General features: G+C 35.3%; 12 protein-coding genes. All 12 read left to right on the forward strand.

Going from position 1 to position 18,284, the window contains the following annotated elements; genetic code table 11:
- Positions 1-120 precede the first annotated feature (120 nt).
- On the forward strand, positions 121-690 hold the full coding sequence (locus tag NK213_RS11865) for a phosphatase PAP2 family protein (RefSeq protein ID WP_253349405.1): 570 nt from the start codon (positions 121-123) through the stop codon (positions 688-690).
- Positions 691-1,223: 533 nt separating this feature from the next.
- Complete coding sequence (carA, locus tag NK213_RS11870) at positions 1,224-2,279, forward strand: glutamine-hydrolyzing carbamoyl-phosphate synthase small subunit (RefSeq protein ID WP_253349407.1); 1,056 nt, start codon at positions 1,224-1,226, stop codon at positions 2,277-2,279.
- Between the two features lie 27 nt (positions 2,280-2,306).
- Entirely contained in the window at positions 2,307-5,516 is a 3,210-nt protein-coding gene (gene carB, locus NK213_RS11875) for a carbamoyl-phosphate synthase large subunit (RefSeq protein ID WP_253349409.1), read from the forward strand.
- Positions 5,517-5,652: 136 nt separating this feature from the next.
- Positions 5,653-6,588, forward strand: coding sequence for an aspartate carbamoyltransferase (gene pyrB, locus NK213_RS11880; RefSeq protein WP_256478718.1), 936 nt, complete (start codon positions 5,653-5,655; stop codon positions 6,586-6,588).
- Positions 6,589-6,597: 9 nt separating this feature from the next.
- Positions 6,598-7,047, forward strand: coding sequence for an aspartate carbamoyltransferase regulatory subunit (gene pyrI / locus NK213_RS11885; RefSeq protein WP_253349411.1), 450 nt, complete (start codon positions 6,598-6,600; stop codon positions 7,045-7,047).
- A gap of 22 nt (positions 7,048-7,069) precedes the next feature.
- Positions 7,070-7,885, forward strand: a complete 816-nt coding sequence (locus tag NK213_RS11890) for a dihydroorotate dehydrogenase electron transfer subunit (RefSeq protein WP_253349413.1) — start codon at positions 7,070-7,072, stop codon at positions 7,883-7,885.
- A gap of 36 nt (positions 7,886-7,921) precedes the next feature.
- The gene (locus NK213_RS11895; protein ID WP_253349415.1) at positions 7,922-8,875 is read left to right on the forward strand and encodes a dihydroorotate dehydrogenase; all 954 of its coding nucleotides are present in this window, start codon (positions 7,922-7,924) and stop codon (positions 8,873-8,875) included.
- 18 nt (positions 8,876-8,893) lie between these two features.
- On the forward strand, positions 8,894-9,601 hold the full coding sequence (gene pyrF / locus NK213_RS11900; protein WP_253349417.1) for an orotidine-5'-phosphate decarboxylase: 708 nt from the start codon (positions 8,894-8,896) through the stop codon (positions 9,599-9,601).
- Positions 9,602-9,622: 21 nt separating this feature from the next.
- Entirely contained in the window at positions 9,623-10,879 is a 1,257-nt protein-coding gene (locus tag NK213_RS11905; protein ID WP_253349419.1) for a dihydroorotase family protein, read from the forward strand.
- Positions 10,872-11,495: an orotate phosphoribosyltransferase gene (pyrE, locus tag NK213_RS11910; RefSeq protein ID WP_253349421.1), complete on the forward strand. Its 624-nt coding sequence runs from the start codon at positions 10,872-10,874 to the stop codon at positions 11,493-11,495. The genes NK213_RS11905 and pyrE overlap by 8 nt, the downstream gene beginning before the upstream one ends.
- Positions 11,496-11,634: 139 nt before the next feature.
- A complete protein-coding gene (locus NK213_RS11915) occupies positions 11,635-11,976 on the forward strand; it encodes a DUF4189 domain-containing protein (protein WP_253349423.1) in 342 nt (113 codons plus the stop codon).
- 424 nt (positions 11,977-12,400) lie between these two features.
- Positions 12,401-18,223 carry an autotransporter domain-containing protein gene (locus NK213_RS11920; RefSeq protein ID WP_253349424.1) on the forward strand — a complete coding sequence of 1,941 codons (5,823 nt, stop codon included), beginning with the start codon at positions 12,401-12,403 and terminating at the stop codon, positions 18,221-18,223.
- Positions 18,224-18,284: the final 61 nt, after the last annotated feature.

Here is an 18,284-nt window from a genome sequence, read left to right on the forward strand (position 1 = left end):
GTGTAAATATTCTATAAAAAATAATAGCAGAAAATTTCATATAACTTTCAGTTATATCACAGCCGTGTCTATTTATTAGATTATATAATTATACTATAATAAACGGACAGGAGTAAGAAAATGTTAAATGTTTTGGATCAGGTAGTGGTAAACACTGTAAATATAATTCAGAATCCTTTGTTAGACAGGATCATGATATTTTTTACTTCATTAGGAGATAAAGGAATTATATGGATAATGTTATTAATAATTTTATCTGTTAAAAAAGAAACAAGAAAAACAGCAGCAGCAATGACAGTATCAGTTATAATTGTCTTTATAATTACAAATTACTTAAAAGATACATTTCAAAGAATAAGACCATATGAATACATGCATTTTATACCAAAAGTGACCACCTCAGGTACATCATCATTTCCTTCGGCACACAGTGCAGTGGCATTTGCAGTCTTTGGAATATCTTATTTTTATAAGCTGAAATTTAGATACATAATAGGTGTTATTGCCCTTATGATATCAGTATCCAGATTTTATCTGGAAGTTCATTATTTTACTGATGTTTTGGCAGGAGTGAGTCTGGGCTTTATTATTTCTTATATCTTATTTTATATTCCTGAAGTAATGGTAAAACATATCAGAATAAATAATCTTCATTTATATAAAAGATTTTTTCCAAGAGAAAAACGGTGAATAACAAAGGAAAACTAATGATTAAATAAAATATAAGAAATTTAAATAAAAAATTTATACAAAAAAACTGCTGCTAATATTGCAGGGAAAAGCACTGATTAATAAAAAATAATTCAGCGAAATAAAAATAAAATCTATTGACTTACTTCTTTATATTTGTTAAACTGATAGAAATGTAAAAATAAAAGAGAGGAGTAAGAGCGAAAATGTCACTAAACTTTATAAAAGAAAAAATTGTCGAAAAGATAAAAGATATTTTTAAAAGTTCTGATTATTTTACTTACTTATTCGTACTCTTAGTTATTAAGATTACAGAGAATTTTAATTTTTACAATTACTTTATATTTTTAAATAATAAACATAATAAGAATAATGGTTATTTTAGTTAATAATTATTATTCTTTTTTTATGATCATTTAGTGCTTTGAGTGATTTGTTAATAATAATATAAATCAGAAATAAGTATAAGTGTTTTGACAGAGTCAGATATCAATTATTTAAATATTAAGTTAGACAAAACATTAGGAGGAATTATGAAAGCAAAACTGATTTTAGAAAACGGCATGATTTTTCACGGTGAAGCTTTCGGTTATCTGGAAGAAACAGTAGGTGAACTTGTATTTACCACGGTTATGACAGGATATCAGGAAGTACTTACAGATCCGTCTTATTACGGACAGATAGTGGTTATGACTTACCCGCTTATCGGAAACTACGGTATTAATCTCGAGGACATGCAGTCTGACAGGGTAAGGGTGAAGGGATTCATAATAAAAGAGGATGCAAAATTACCGAATAATTTCAGGTGTGAAATAACTCTTGAGGCGTATTTGAAACAAAATAAAGTAATGGGATTAAAAAATATAGATACAAGACATCTTACAAGAATAATAAGAAATACAGGAACAAAAAAAGCAGTAATCACAACAAGAGATTTGTCACAGGAAGAGCTGAAAAATATATTTTCATCATTTTCAAATGCTGATGCAGTACAGCAGGTCACAAGAAAAGATATTCTGGAAATAAAAGGCAGCGGTGAGAAAATAGCAATAATGGACTTTGGAATAAAGAGACATATAATAGAATCGTTTGCAAAAAGAAACTGTGATGTAAGGGTATTTCCTGCTGATACAAAATATGAAACAATAATGGAATATAACCCTGAAGCATTATTTTTGTCAAACGGGCCGGGAGATCCGGAAGATCTTCCCGAAGTAATAGAGCTTGTAAAAAAAGTCATAGGAAAAAAGCCGGTAATAGGAATATGTCTCGGACATCAGATAGCAGCGCTTGCTATGGGCGGAAAAACTGCGAAAATGAGATTCGGTCATAGAGGAGGAAATCATCCTGTGAAAGATATAGAAAAGAATAAAATATATATAAGTTCGCTAAATCATGGTTATAAGGTAACTGAACTTCCAGAAGGTGCGATACTTAGTCATGTAAATCTAAATGACAATTCTGTGGAAGGATTGAAAAATAAGGAATTAAAAGTATATACAGTACAGTTTCATCCGGAAGCATCACCGGGATCGGAAGAAACAGCGTACATTTTTGATGATTTTCTAGATATGATAAGAGAAAGCTAAAACGTATTTATCCAGGCAGGAGGAAAAATGAAAAATAATTCTATAAAAAAAGTGCTTGTAATAGGATCAGGGCCTATAGTAATAGGACAGGCAGCAGAATTCGACTATTCGGGTACACAGGCATGTGAAGCACTGAGAGAAGAAGGAATAGAAGTAGTTCTTATAAATTCAAATCCGGCAACTATAATGACAGACAGCAAAACAGCAGATAAGGTGTATATAGAGCCGATGAACATACAAACAATAGAGAAAATAATAGCACGGGAAAAACCAGACTCACTGCTTCCGGGAATGGGCGGTCAGACTGCACTGAATCTGGCTGTAGAGCTGAAGGATTCGGGAATACTGGAAAAATATAATGTAAATATAATCGGGACATCGATAGAATCCATAAAAAAAGGTGAAGACAGAGAACTTTTCAGGGAAAGTATGATGAAAATAGGGGAACCTGTAATAGATTCCAGTATAGTGATGAATCTCGAAGACGGGCAGGATTTCGCAGCAAAGATCGGATATCCGGTAGTGGTAAGACCTGCATATACTCTGGGTGGGAGCGGAGGAGGAATAGCGGCAAATCCTGAGGAACTGAAAGACATACTTCTGAAAGGTCTCCAGCTGTCAAGAGTAGGACAGGTTCTTGTGGAAAAATCAATACTGGGATGGAAAGAAATAGAATACGAAGTAATAAGAGATAAAGACGGAAATTGTATAACTGTATGTAATATGGAAAATATAGACCCTGTGGGAATACATACAGGAGACTCAATAGTAACGGCGCCGTCGCAGACTCTTTCCGATAAGGAATATCAGATGTTAAGAACTTCGTCTATAAAAATAATAAATGAGATAGGTATAGTAGGAGGATGTAATGTCCAGTTTGCACTAAATCCCACATCATTTGAATACGCCATAATCGAAATAAATCCAAGGGTATCAAGATCATCAGCGCTGGCTTCCAAAGCAACCGGCTATCCAACAGCAAGGGTAGCAGCAAAACTTTCACTGGGATATACTCTGGATGAAGTAAGAAATGAAGTAACAGGAGAGACATTTGCCTGTCATGAGCCTGCCATTGATTACGTAGTAGTGAAGATACCAAAGTGGCCGTTTGATAAATTTCAGAAAGTGGATAGAAAACTCGGTACAAAGATGATGGCAACCGGGGAAATAATGGCAATAGGAAATAATTTTGAGAGTGCTTTTCTAAAAGGGATAAGATCACTGGAAATAAACCGTGATAATCTGATGCATCCGGCTTCGGCAAAAAGAAGTCTCGAAGAACTGAAAGAGAGAATACAAAAGCCTGACGATGAAAGAATATTTGATCTTGCAGAAATGCTGAGAAGGGGATATGTAAAAAGACAGCTTGCCAAACTTACGGGAATTGATATTTTCTTCATAGAAAAGATAGAGTGGATAGTAAAGCAGGAAGAGCTTTTGAAAGAGATGTCATTTAATGACCTTGGGGCTGAATGTCTGAAAAAACTCAAGAAGAAAGGTTTTTCCGATAAAGGAATAGCAGAGCTTATGGGAGTGAGTACAGAAGATATACGGCTGAAAAGAAAAGAATACGGGATAAAACCTGTCTATAAAATGGTTGATACATGTGCAGCGGAATTCGAGGCAGTTTCTCCTTACTATTATTCTACTTATGATGATTATGACGAAGTGGTAATAAGCAACAGACGAAAGATAATAGTGATAGGGTCAGGGCCGATAAGAATAGGGCAGGGAATAGAGTTTGACTATTGCACTGTTCATAATATAGCAGCTTTGAAAAAAATGGGGATAGAATCAATAATAATAAATAACAATCCTGAGACTGTATCAACTGATTTTTCCACTGCTGATAAGCTCTACTTCGAACCGCTTACAGCTGAGGATGTCTTGGAAATAGTAGAGAAAGAAAAACCGGAAGGCGTGATTCTTCAGTTCGGCGGGCAGACAGCAATAAAGCTCGCAGGTGAACTGACAAGAAAAGGAATAAAAATAATAGGGACGTCTTTTGAAAAAATAGATGAAGCTGAAGACAGAGAAAAATTCGATAAGCTTATAGACCGATTGGGAATAAAAAAACCAAACGGCAAAGCTGTGTGGAATGCGGAAGAAGGAATAAAAATAGCAGAAAATATAAAATATCCTGTCTTGGTAAGACCGTCTTATGTACTCGGAGGACAGGGAATGGAGATATGCTATGACGAATATAACCTGAAAAAATATCTTGAGTCTGCATTTTACAGAGATACTGATAATCCCGTTCTAATAGATAAATATCTGAATGGAGCAGAGATAGAGGTAGATGCTATATGTGACGGTGAAGACATACTGATACCAAGTATAATGGAACACCTTGAAAGAGCCGGTGTCCACTCCGGAGATTCGATTACTGTGTGTCCTACTCAGAATGTAAGTGAGGATATAAAGAAAAAAGTGGTGGAAACTACAAAGATACTGGCAAGAGAACTGGAGATTTTCGGGATGATAAATATACAGTTTATAGCATATAAAGAGGAACTCTACATAATAGAAGTAAATCCGAGATCTTCAAGAACAGTACCGTATGTTTCCAAAATAACAGGAATTCCCATGATTGAACTGGCAACAAGGGCAGCATTGGGAGAAAAGCTGAAAGATATGGGATACGGCACGGGAGTATATAAAGAACCAAAGCTTATAGCAGTGAAGGTGCCTGTATTTTCCACTGAAAAAATAGAGGGAATTGAAATATCTTTAGGGCCTGAAATGAAATCAACAGGAGAAGTGCTGGGAGTAGGGAAAACTTATGAGGAGGCTGTATACAAAGGACTTCTTGCAGCAGATAAAAAATACCCCGAAAGCGGAAAAAAAGCTCTGGTAACTTTGAATGACAATGATAAGGGAGAATTCCTGCCGCTTGCACAAAAACTTCTTGAACAAAAATATAAACTTTTTGCGACAGAGGGGACATACCGGTTTTTGAAAGAAAACGGAATAGAGTCTGAGATCATAAATAAGATCAGAGGAAACTCGCCGAATATAATTGATAAACTGAAAAACAGAGAAATAGATATATTAATAAATACACCCACAAAAGCAAATGACTCGCAAAGGGACGGGTTTAAAATAAGAAGAACTGCTGTGGAATATGGAATAGAAGTGCTTACATCACTGGACACGCTAAATGCAGTATTAGGAATACTGGAAAAAGGACTGCATAAAAAAGATACAGAAATTTACGAAATGAACAGTCAAAAATAAGTGATATACAATGCAAAACATATACAGTTACAGCAGAATCAGTTAGCCGGAGGATATAAGTTCTGAAATATTAATAAGGAACATGTTCTTTAGTTAACCGTAAACCGAAAATTCCAAATTATAAGGAGGCAGTATTTTGAAAAAGTCTAGAAAAGATATTATTTCAATGAGAGATATGAGCAAGGAAGAAATACTTCATATTTTGAAAATATCTGAAGAGGTGGAAAATGATAATAACAAGGGGGAGCTGTTAAAAGGGAAAATCATATCAACATTGTTTTTTGAGCCGAGTACGAGAACAAGATTATCTTTTCAGTCAGCAGCACAGAGACTGGGGGCTCAGGTATTAGGTTTTGATTCTCCGGACGGAACATCGGTAAAAAAAGGAGAAACACTGTCTGATACAATAAGAATGGCTGAATCTTACTCAGATCTTATTGTAATAAGACATCCTCTTGACGGATCCGCAAGAGTGGCGGCAGAAACTTCGAGAGTACCTGTGTTAAATGCAGGAGATGGGATAAATCAGCATCCGAGTCAGACACTGCTTGATTTATATACGATTCTGAAAGAAAAAAAGACTTTGAATAATCTGAAAATAGCATTTGTGGGGGATTTGAAATATGGAAGAACGGTACACTCACTGGTAAAAGCTATAAGCCATTTTAATCCGAAAATATACTTTATAGCACCTGAGATACTGAGAATACCTGAATATATAACAGATGACCTGGAAGAACTCGGGATAGAATATGAAGTGCTTGAGGACTTTAGGGAATGTCTTGCAGATATAGATGTATTCTATATGACAAGGGTTCAGAAAGAAAGATTTCCTGATGATGAAGAGTATGAGAAGGTAAAAGGGATATATGTTATTTCAAAAGAAAACATACTGGGAAAATGTAAGGATGATATGATAATACTTCACCCGCTTCCAAGAGTGGACGAGATAAATACTGATCTGGACGATACTAAACACGCACTTTACTTTCAGCAGGCAAAAAACGGAGTTCCCGTAAGACAGGCAATGATGCTCGTGGCGCTTGGAATAAAAGAAAAAATAGAAGGGTAGTGAAAAAATATGGAATTACAAATATCTGCGATAAAAAATGGAACTGTAATAGATCACCTTCCTACAGATACAGCTTTGAAAGTGGTAGAAATACTTGATCTGAAAAATTTTAAAGAAACTGTAACAGTGGCATTTAATCTTACAAGCAATTCGCTGGGAAAAAAAGGGATAGTAAAGGTAGCATGCAGAACTCTTACAGAGGAAGAGCTGGAAAAAATATCTCTGTTAGCTCCGGGAGCAACTATAAATATAATAGAGGACTTTAAGGTAAAAGAAAAAAAAGAAGTTCCCGAACCAAGGGAAATAAATGGTATACTAAAGTGTAACAACAGCAGATGCATAACAAACAGCGAAAATGTGAAAACCAAGTTTATGAATGAAACTGACAGCCATGGGAGAAAATACAGATGTGTTTATTGTGAAAAAGTGATAAAATATACAGATATAATATTAAAATAAAAACCGGATAAAAGGAGGGAAAATGGCAAAGTTTTTAGATGATGTAAAAATTCTGGAAAACAGAGAGATAGGAAAAGACAATTATCTGCTGAGGGTAAAAATGAGCGACGGCTGTGCAGTACCTAAAGCAGGACAGTTTTATCTTCTGAAATGCCGTGACGGAGCAAAAATTTTGAAAAGGGCGATAAGTCTCCATTGTGTTAATGAAAATGAAAAAATTCTTGAGTTCGTATATAAAATAACAGGAAAAGGTACTAAGGAAATATCAGAGTATAAAAAAGATGAGTACATAAATATACAGGGACCTCTGGGAAAAGGTTTTGATACAGGTGTAAAAGATAAAACAGCTGTGATTATAGGCGGAGGCATAGGTCTTGCTCCGCTGAAACAGCTTATTAACAATATAAAAGAAGGTAACAGAATAGTATTTATAGCAGGAGGGAGAGATATAGAAGCCCTGAAAATACTGGAAAACTTTGATATAGAAAATGTGGACGTGAGAATATGCAGTGATGATGGAAGTGCAGGGGAAAAAGCCTTTGTAACAGAGCTTCTTGAGAATTATCTGGAAAAAGGAGCAGCTGATATTATATACACATGCGGGCCGCATATAATGATGGAAAAAATATCGGAAATTGCTGAAAAAAATAATATACATTGTGAGATTTCCATGGAAGAAAGAATGGCATGCGGAGTGAAGGCATGTGTAGGGTGTTCCATAAAAACCAAAACGGGTATGAAAAAGGTATGTCATGACGGTCCGGTATTTGACAGTAAAATTATAATAAAAAACGCTCCTTATACAGAAGGAGAAACGTGTAATGCGAAGTGCATATAAAAATAAAACGGGAAAAAATAAATGCGAGGTGGAATTTTGAATTTTTTGAAAACAAATTTTGCAGGTTTGAATCTGGAAAATCCTATAATGACTGCAAGCGGATGTTTTGGATTTGGTTTGGAATATAAAGATTATTTTGATCCGAATGAACTCGGAGCAATTCTGATAAAGGGACTTACCCCTGAGCCAAGAGACGGAAATTTTGGGATAAGAATAGCGGAGACTCCGGCAGGAATGCTGAATTCCGTGGGATTGGAAAACCCAGGAATAGATTATTTTGAGAAAGAAACAGCTCCGTTATTGGAAAAAGAGCTGAAAGTACCAGTAATAGCAAATATAAACGGGAAGATTCTGGAAGAATATATAGAAATAGCCCAAAGAGCAGAGACTATAGATGTAATAAAAGCAATAGAGCTGAATATATCATGCCCTAATGTAAAGGACGGAGGTATGGCATTCGGCGCTAATCCTGATATGGCTGCGAGAGTAACAAGGGAAGTGAGAAAGGTAACCAAAAAGCCGCTGATAGTAAAGCTGTCACCTAATGTTACCGATATAGCTGGGATTGCAAAACTGGTAGAGGCCGAGGGTGCAGATGCATTATCACTGATCAATACACTTCTTGGAATGTCTATAGATATAAATAAAAAGAAACCTTTACTCGGAAATATATTCGGCGGGTTATCAGGGCCTGCTGTAAAGCCTGTAGCGCTCAGAATGGTATATCAGGTGTCGAATGCCGTGTCGATTCCTTTGCTTGGAATGGGAGGAATAAGCACTACAGAAGATGCGCTGGAATTTTTTATGGCAGGTGCTTCGGCAATATCTGTAGGAACAGGATTTTTTCAGAATCCTCTTTCAGCTGTAGAAATAAAACAGGGACTCATTGAATACTGTGCAGAGAATAAGCTGGCAAATATAAGTGAAATAGTTGCGTATGCTCATACAGATGACGGGAAAGCATACAGGAAAAGAATTTTTTCAGAATAAAAAACGGAGGGTGAAGATATGAAAGCAAGGAAAAAGGTAATAACGGCACTTGATTATAAAAATATGAGTGATGTAAAAAATCTCGTGACGCTTTTGGGAGATGAAATAGAGTATTATAAAGCGGGGCTTGAGATATTTTTGAATACAGGGGGAGAAATAGTAGACTATCTGCATTCTATGAATAAAAAAATTTTTTTGGATCTAAAATTTCATGATATAAATAATACAACTAAAATGGCTTGTGAATTCGCAGCAAGAAAAGGGGTGTTTCTCTTTAATATACACGCCTCATGTGGAACGGAGACTATGTCTGAGATTTCAAAAATGCTGAAAGATATGGATTCAAAGAGTTTATGCATAGCGGTAACAGTATTGACAAGCATGACAGAGAAAAAAATGCAGGAAACTTTTATGACTGACGTAAGTCTGAATGACATGGTAATGAATATGGCAGAGCTTACCAGTAAAAGCGGACTTCACGGTGTAGTATGCTCTGCACTGGAAGCAGCAAAGGTAAAAGAAAAATGCGGTGAAAACTTTGTGACGGTTTGTCCCGGAGTAAGACCGGCATGGTCTGTTTCAGATGATCAAAAGCGAATAATGACACCTGCCGAAGCTGTAAAAAACGGTGCGGACTATCTTGTAATAGGAAGACCAATAACAAAAGCCGATGATCCTAAAAAAGCCGCAGTGAGAATACTGGAGGAAATAGAAACTGTATTATAAAAATATAAAGAGGGTGAAATAATGCTGTTACGAAATGGAACTCTGGTTAACGGGGAAAAAACAGATATCTTGATAATAAATGGCAAAATATATCTTATGAAAAAGGAAATAGATGTTTTTGAAGCTGGCAGGATATTTGCGGAGATTACTGGTGAGGAATTAAAAGTAATAGACATTGAAAATAAATATATAATGCCCGGAGTTATAGATGTACATACGCATATGAGAGATCCAGGATTTACACATAAAGAAGATTTTCTAAGCGGGTCAAAGGCATGTGCTAAGGCCGGGATAACTACGTTTATAGATATGCCTAATACTAATCCGGCAACTGTAACGAAAGAAGCTTTGGAATTGAAAAGAAAAAGTGCTGGTGAAAAATCCGTGGTGAATTTCGGGTTTCATTTCGGAGGAAGCAGTGATAATAATGCTGGGGAAATAAAAAAGGTAAGCGGAGTTTTGTCTACAAAGGTTTTCCTGAATGTAAGTACAGGAAAAATGCTTGTGGAAGATGACAATGTGCTGGAAGATATAGTAAAAGCCGCGAACTTTTTAACTGTTCATGCAGAAGGCGGGATGATCAATAAAGCTCTTGAATTTAATAAACAGTTTGGGAAAGGTCTTTATGTATGTCATGTTTCTTCAAGGGAAGAAATGAATATCTTAATAAAGGCAAAAGCTGATAAAGTGTTAAATAATGAAAAACATCCTGTATTTGCGGAAGTTACCCCTCATCATCTGTTTTTGGACGAAGAGATGAAAGATTCGGATGAGGAAAAAAAGATGCTTTACAGAATGAAACCTGAGCTGAAAACAAAAGCAGACAGGGAATATCTGTGGGAATGTATAGGAAACGGCGCTGTAGATACTATAGGGACAGATCATGCACCACATCTTATAAGGGAAAAGATGGAAAAAATAACTTTTGGAATGCCCGGTGTGGAAACTTTGCTGGCTTTAATGCTTACAGCGTATAATCAGGGAAAGATAAGTCTTGAAAAAATACAGGAGTTAATGTGCGGGAATCCTGCGAAAATATTTGGGATAAAAAATAAAGGCGTGTTGAAAGAAGGATATGATGCTGATATTATAATAGTAGACACTAATGAAAAATGGATAGTAAAAAAAGAAGACTTATTATCAAAGTGCGGATGGTCTCCATATGAAGGCTGGGAATTAAAAGGGAAAAATGTTTTGACAATAGTCAACGGGAATATTGTTTATAAAGACGGAAAAATATTTGAAAATAAAGGGAAGGAAGTCGAAATTGATGAATAATAAAGAAAAAACTGCAAAAATTCTTTTTGATTTGAAGGCGGTAAAAATAAACGTAAAGGAACCATTTACATTTTCTTCGGGAATAAAAAGTCCTATTTATTGTGATAACAGGGTAATATTAGGATATCCTGAGGCAAGAGACGGGATAGTACAAGGATTTCTTAGTATTATAGATGCAGAAAATACTGATGTAATAGCCGGTGTAGCAACTGCGGGAATATCATGGGCAGCTTTTATAGCGGAAAAACTCGGGAAACCAATGGCTTATGTAAGAAGCAAACCGAAAGGGCACGGCGTGGGACGACAGATAGAGGGAGCTGAGATTGCCGGGAAAAGAGTAGCAATAATAGAAGACCTTATATCTACCGGCGGAAGCAGTATTAATGCAGCAGAAGTGTTGAGAAAGTCAGGTGCTGAAAGTGTAGAGGTAAAGGCTATTTTTTCATATAATTTCAAAAGTGCTTATGAGAATTTTGATAAGATTAACTGTAAATGGGATACAATATCGAATTTTGATATTTTGATAGAGCTGTTAAAAAATGAAAAATACCTTAGTGAAGGAGAAGCAGAAACTGCTTTGGAATGGAACAAGAATCCTGAGAGCTGGGGAAAATAAATCAGATTAATTTCTCACAGAAATATTAATAATTTTAATTGTTTTGAAAAATATGATAATCAAAAAAATAAAATTAAATATTCATACTTGAAATAAATTGATAATTATTAGTATAATTGAAATAAAAAGGAGAGCATGAATGAAGAAATTATTATTATTTTTATTTATCAGCATAATGTCATTAAGCGATTACTATGGAGCAATAGCCATAAACAGAGATACAGGTGCAACAGGATACAGCTATGATTATTCCAGCCAGTCTTCCGCAGAAAGAGCAGCACTAAATTACTGCGGTCAAAATTGTGAAGTAGCTATATGGTATAAAAATACATGTGCGGCAGTGGCGTATTCTTATCAGAACGGGACTTACGGATGGGCGTGGGGTTCTGATGCACGAAGCAATGAAAGAAAAGCTCTTGCCAATTGTACGGGAAATGATTGTCAGGTAGTATCAAGCGTATGCACTACAAGATATTATTAAGAAAATACAGGGAAAATTTTAGAGCAGGACTATATTTATAGTCTTGTTTTTTTGTGAAAATAGGATATTTTGATTTTATATTTATATAATTTATTACTTTGAAATTTGTTTTTAAATTTTAAAGGTGTATTTTTATATAGATAATATAGATTATAATATCAAAATAAAAGAATATGATTATTGAGTGGTAAGACAATTTTCGAAAAAATTGATTATTTTAATATAAAGAACGTAAATTTAATTTTTATTGGATTTAAGGATTTTAAGCCATATAATAAAGAATAAGGATAAACTTTTAAAATAAAACATTTCGTAATTAAAATAAAAAAACTTGACAAACTGAAAAATATGTAATACAATTAGGAGCGAAAATTTAATAGAAATTTAGCAAAAAAATACTAAGAAAATGGAAGGATTAAGAAGTATGAAAGATAAGAAGATGTTATTTTTCTTAGCATTGAATGCAGCATCAACGTTGTTTGCTGATACAAATAAAATGGAGACGGCAAAAAACGGCAGATTATACCAAAATATGTTAAAGAATATTAATGTGAATAAATCAAATGAAAAAAATTACAAACTCATAGAACGAATACTCGAACAAAAAAATAAAGAATTAAAAAATTTATACTCACAGGGAGACTACATTGTCAAACCGGAATATCTGGAATGGCAGATATTCTTCAGCGGGTTTTATAACGAAAAACAGCGCGGCGATAATACAATGGAAAATGCCCTTTATTATTCTAATCCTAAAACATCCGGAGACAGTAATAAAATAAACAGGGAAATATATGAAAGTATTATAAAAAGCGGAATAAGTGATGATATTTTATATTCCATATTAAATGGAAACAAAGAACTTTATTCAGGATTGACTGCTGATCAGAAAATTCTGGTTGATAAATTATTCTCAGGAGATCAATATGCGACAGAGGGAGACTTTAAGCCGTATCATAGAGATAATGACTATAAAGTAGTTGATCTGGGTCTTAGCATTGATGTAAAAGGAGTAGACAGAGAAGTATCTGACATAAAAGTTTCGGATATTAACATACCGAATATTCAATCTAATATAGTTGAGGTGTTCGCACCTGATGAATTAGATATACCAGTATTGGACATAGTATCATTTAATCCTAGTATACCTAATATCACCACTATAAACTTTAATCCGATACCAATTCTTAACCTAAATGGAACAGGCGGAGGAAATGGCGGAGTAACAGGATTTTTTCCGGCTGGAGATACAAATGGAGGAAATTCTATAATATCACAGATGGATTTAACAAGCGGTACAATAAATGTCAGAACACAGAGCAATGATGACTGGTCTCCTAATAATCCGGGATTTTATGAATATACGCTGGATAATGTAGTAGGAGCACCTTCAGCAGGATTAAAGTATGATATGAGACAGATTTATGATCCTATAACAGGAATGTGGGATGAGGAACTTGCGGTATTGCCGACAGGAATATATACTGATTCAATTCTTAACTATAAAGATATTTATGGAATGCAGGTACAGGGAGTATTTAAAGTAGTAGATAACCCAATAACAAGATTTGGAGTCGCAGGGGGAAATCCTGAAGATCTGAGAGTAACATTAGAGGGTGACGTAGTTGATGCAGATTATCTGGTACAAATTCTGCACTATGATGAACACTATATGGGATATGATCCTGAAACAGGAGAAATGTTAAGATATACACTGACAGATATGGAAAATAACGGCTGGATAACAGCAGGAGAGAAGCAGGAACTGGCTGATAAGTTTTTAGATACCTCATTAGGACATACTGTGGATAACAGATGGTTTCAATATGTAGAGAATAACGGAACATGGGAACTGAAAGGTTCAAATGTAGTAGCGGTAAATCTACAGGCACACGGGGCATATGAACCTGCAAACAGCTATTTTACTAACAGAGGAACAATAGTAGGATTGAATGAAGCAAGTACGGTTAATAATCTGCTTGGAAAACAGGTAGCCTTTATGTTTACTGAAGGGGATGCTTACAATAAACAGGAAGGTTTTGATAATACAGGTAAAGTGGAAATGAGAGCACCGGAAAGCGTAATTTTTCTCATGACTAATAATGCATCTTCAGGTTATTTTATGGAAGAACTCGGCAGTGACGGCGAACATTCTGAATATAAAGGTGACGGAAAGCATGTCATGATGAATAACGGTGATATGAAACTTTACGGTAACAGCAGTGTAGGATTCTATACAAATAATGCCGTATATAGTTATTATAGTTACGGTATAGACTATAACGAAGATGGAAGCTGGAAATGGTATGAATCAGGAAACGGATTATTTAATTCAGAACTGCAGCTTTACAAACCTATAACAGTACTTGGAGATCAGAGTATAGGGCTTGATTTAGAAAGAAACATTAACTTTGAAAATTCAAAACTAAAAGTAGATGTAGGAACAGAAGATCCGAGACAGGCTGTTGCTAATTCAGCGGGTTATAATGGTTTGGAAAACAGCGGTAATATCTCCGGAGGGGACAGCAGTTATACGGAAAATTCTGTAGGTGCATATATTAATCTGACACATGAGAAGAATAACAGTACATATAGTATAAATGACTGCAGAAGCGGAACATGTATATATGTTACTGAAAATAAAGCCAGACCTGTAGTAATGAATGATTATTACTTTAATGTAGGAGAATATTCAAGAGGCGGAGCTGCTGTAAGAGTAGAAGAACATGCAGATGTAACACTTGGTTCTTCACAGGATAGTACAAAGTCAAATACGATAAATCTTCTTGCAGGCGGAGAAAATAATGCCGGGATATATATTTCAGGTGCAGAAGCAGTGGTAAAAACTAACGGACTGATATTAAATATAGACGGAAAAGCACAGGTAGGATCACAGGTAGAAAATGACGGAGAATTTTTTCATAATAACGGTGTAATAAATGTAAATGGTGTTAATAATACAGGAGTGGCTGTAAGAAGCAGCGGAACCGGGGAATTAAATAACAACGCTGTTATAAATGTCGGAATGAGTAATCTTGGTGTATATAATGAAGGTACATTTAATATGAACGGCGGAAGCATAGTATCAAACGGACTTGCTTCTGTGGGGATATACAGTGAAGCAGGAAATACAGATACAAATCTGAAAGGCGGGAGTATAAGGGCTGAAAACGGAGGAATAGGCCTGTATGCCGGGAACAGTTCTGTAATTAATCTTCACGAAGGAGTGAGTCTAAGTTCGGGAAATAAAGGATTGTTATTTTATAACTATGATAATTCCACAGTTTCAGGAAAGTATGATATTACAGGAACTGTAGATGCCTCTGTAGAAAATGGAGGAAGTGCATTCTATGTAAAAGAAGGTTCTTCAATAACAGATTATCTGAATAATTCATTTACTGGAAGCGGAAAACTCGAATTGACAATGGGTTCAGGATCAAAACTGTATATTCTGGAAGGAACAGGGACAACATTAAGTCTTAGTTCACTTGACGGAATGGTAAATCCGGGTTCTTCACTTACAAGTAATGTGGTAATAAGTTCTGCAAGTGCAAGTGACTATATACCGCTGTCGATGAATAAAGGAGCTTTGATTCTGGATAGAAATATAAATCTGGACAGTAATAATGAATTATATAAAAGATCAGAATTTTCATCAGTAAAAGTAGATCTGACAAGCGGGAATTCAATAACAGGTTCACAGGCAGGGCAGATCGGTATAGCTCAAAGAAACTATGAGAATTCTTCAGGGCAGGATGCAGTAAAAATAACTAATGACGGAGCTATAATTCTTACTGGAAATAATGCTACAGGAATAGCATCTGACTATGGTCATGTGATAAATAACAGTACCGTTAAAACAACAGGAGATAAATCAGTAGCCATATATTCTACAAACGGGACAACAACAGAGAATAACGGAGAAATCATAATAGGCGGAAACAGCAGTGCAGGAATTTACGGTGCGAACTATCTGGATGGAATAAATTCATCAGCTGTGCTGAAATATGGTAATGACAAAATAGATATTTCAAATAACAACAGAATAGTATCTGAAGGAAACGGGAAAGTATACGGAATTTATGCAGACAATAAATATATGTCAAGAAATGATTCTGTTATCACACTGGGCAGCGGTTCTGACATAAATCTGTCGTCTTCAAACGGCGGAGTGGGGATTTACAGTAATAACTCCGTGTTAACAGGAGAAGGAAGTCTGTCTGTAGGAAACAGCGGAGTAGGGATTTATGCTAAAGACAGTGATGTAAATCTGAATAATTTCATGCTGAATCTTAACGGAGATAAAGCGCTTGGATTTTATCTGGACGGCAATACTAATTTTGCAGGAAACGGAAATATAAATATAAATGGTAAAGATATTCTGGTATTTAATATAAATTCAAACGGAACATTTACAAATGATTTTGTTATAAATTCAGCATCAGGTTCGTCGTATACACTCGGGAATGTAATCAATAATACATTTAGATATACAGGAAATGCCAGCCTTGCAGGAAACGGAAGTTTTATATATGGTAAAAACTCAGCTGTACTTTTGGATGCAGGTTCTGTGATAAGTGCATCAGAAGATAATGTAGTGGGAATTTCCATGGAAGGACAATATAACGGAAGTCTGCCGTCAGGATTTACAAGTGGTGTTGACGGAGAAAACAAAGGAAATATCACATTGGCAGGAAATAATTCAGCTGGAATTTATGCTAAAGACTCATCAAGAGTAAAAAACAGCGGAAATATCAGTGTAGGAAACAGCTCGGTAGGAATAAGCACAAAAGGAGCAGGTTCCACAGCAGTAAACAGCGGAACTGTTTCAATAGGAGAATTATCAACTGGAATTTACGGATCAGAAAGTAATCTTGCAGAAAATACAGCAGATGGGAAAATACTAAGTAATGCTGCTGAAACAGCAGGTATATACATGGATGGCAGTACGGCAGCACAGGTTATAAATAACGGACTTATAGAATTAAACGGTGATAAATCAAGAGGAATTTATGTAAAAGGAAACGGAGCAAAAACTGTTACTAATACTGGAACAGTAAAAATAGGAAATTCATCAGATATAAATAATCCGGGAATAGGAATTTACAGTGCAGGTTCAGGGAATACAGTAATAAATTCTGGTAATATACTAACAGGAGCAAATTCTGTAGGAATATATGCCGAGGGCGGAATGATAAATCAAAGCGGAATAATATCAACAGGTGACAGCGGTACAGGAATTTATGCTGACGGAGCTAATATTGTACTGAACAGCGGTTCGGAAATAAATACAGGAAATAATAAAGCTGTGGGTGTTTATGCACTAAATGGCACAAATATAGTAAATAACGGAAAACTTACAGCAGGAGAAAACAGCTACGGATATGTACTGAAGTCAGGATCAGGAATTGAGAATAATTTCGAAGTAACTTTGAAAAATAATTCGGTTTTTGTTTATGGTGATTCAGCAGGAAATATTAAGAATAATGCAGGAATCATAATGAACGGTTCTGATATAACAGGATTTTATGCAGTAAACGGCGGAAATATAGAAAATAACGGAAATATCAACGGTGTTGCGGGAACAGCTAATATAGGGATTTATTCACAGAATGGAACTGTAAGAAATACAGGGGAGATAATTCTTGGTGATTCAGTAATAAATGATTTTATGGATACGAAAAAGAACAGATATACTGTGGGTATATTCGGAGAAAACTCAAATGTATATAACAGCGGAAATGTAAAAGTAGGATATTACGGAATCGGAGTGTACGGTTCAGGCGGACATGTGGAAAATCACGGTAATATTACATCTGATGCTGAAGGAGCAATAGGACTTTTCATAGAGAAAGGAACACTTGAAAACTTTGGTGATATAACTCTAAACGGTGAAAATTCAATAGGAATATATGCAAATAAACTCTCAACTGTAACAAATCATGGAATAATAACTATGAACGGAGAGTCTTCGCAGGGAGTTTACCTGAATATAGGTTCTGTTCTTGAAAATAACGGAGTAATAAATATAAATGCCGGGAAAAGTCAGGGAATACTCATAAAAGGAGGAGGAGACCTTGTAAATAATACCGGCGGGATTATTAACCTGGGTGCAGGAGCCGGAGGATCAGAAACAGTTTCTTATGGAAGTACTTCTGACTATCTGATTCCAAGTATAATAAACGGAGGAATAATAAATGTATCTGAAAATTTCGAGTTAAACGGAATAGATATTGTAGTGCTATAGTAAAGTAGGAACACCAAAATCTAAACAATGATATAATAAAAAAAGAAAGAGGTGTTTTGAA

Origin of the sequence: Sebaldella sp. S0638 (genome assembly GCF_024158605.1) — a bacterium.
Classification (GTDB): domain Bacteria; phylum Fusobacteriota; class Fusobacteriia; order Fusobacteriales; family Leptotrichiaceae; genus Sebaldella.